The following is a 1188-nucleotide window of genomic DNA, read 5'->3' as shown; positions in this document are numbered from 1 at the left end:
TTACGCCACGATCTTGGCGACGACGCCGGCGCCGACGGTGCGGCCGCCCTCGCGGATGGCGAAGCGCAGGCCCTCGTCCATGGCGATCGGCGCGATCAGCTCGACATCCATCGAGACGTTGTCGCCCGGCATCACCATCTCCACGCCCTCGGGCAGCGTCACCACCCCCGTCACGTCCGTCGTGCGGAAGTAGAACTGCGGACGGTAGTTCGTGAAGAACGGCGTGTGCCGCCCGCCCTCCTCCTTCGTCAGGACGTAGGCCTCCGCCTTGAACTTCGTGTGCGGCGTGATCGTCCCCGGCGCCGCCAGCACCTGCCCGCGCTCCACTTCCTCGCGCTTCGTGCCGCGCAGCAGCGCGCCGATGTTGTCGCCCGCCTGGCCCTGATCGAGCAGCTTGCGGAACATCTCCACGCCCGTCACCGTCGTCTTCATCGTCGGCCGCAGGCCCACGATCTCAACCTCCTCGCCCACCTTGATGACCCCGCGCTCCACGCGCCCCGTCACCACCGTGCCGCGACCCGAGATCGAGAACACGTCCTCCACCGGCATCAGGAACGGCTTGTCCACCTCGCGCTGCGGCTGCGGGATGTAGCTGTCCACCGCCTCCATCAGCTTCAGGATCGCCTGCTCGCCCAGCTCCGGCTCCCGGTCCTCCAGCGCGCACAGCGCCGAACCACGGATGATCGGAATCTCATCGCCCGGGAACTGGTAGGAGGAGAGCAGCTCGCGCACCTCCATCTCGACCAGCTCCAGCAGGTCCGGGTCCGCCATGTCGCACTTGTTCAGGAACACCACCAGCGCCGGAACACCCACCTGGCGCGCCAGCAGGATGTGCTCGCGCGTCTGCGGCATCGGGCCATCCGCCGCCGAGACCACCAGGATCGCGCCGTCCATCTGCGCCGCACCCGTGATCATGTTCTTCACGTAGTCGGCATGGCCCGGGCAGTCCACATGCGCATAGTGCCGGTTCGCCGTCTCGTACTCGACATGCGCCGTCGAGATCGTGATCCCGCGCGCACGCTCCTCCGGCGCCTTGTCGATCTGGTCATACGCCGTGAACTGCGCACCACCCTGCTTCGCCAGAACCTTGGTAATCGCCGCCGTCAGCGACGTCTTGCCATGGTCCACATGCCCGATCGTGCCAATGTTGCAGTGCGGCTTCGTCCGCTCGAATTTCGCCTTCGCCAT

Annotated in this window: 1 protein-coding gene; it reads right to left on the bottom strand. The window is 67.1% G+C overall.

The features are described 5' to 3' along the window. Positions 1–1188: an elongation factor Tu gene (gene tuf, locus FHS88_RS20455; RefSeq protein WP_184487329.1), complete on the bottom strand. Its 1188-nt coding sequence runs from the start codon at positions 1186–1188 to the stop codon at positions 1–3.

It is taken from the genome of Neoroseomonas alkaliterrae (genome assembly GCF_014199195.1).
In the GTDB taxonomy this organism is placed as follows: Bacteria; Pseudomonadota; Alphaproteobacteria; order Acetobacterales; family Acetobacteraceae; genus Neoroseomonas; species Neoroseomonas alkaliterrae.
This window is presented reverse-complemented; position numbering and strand designations above follow the sequence as displayed.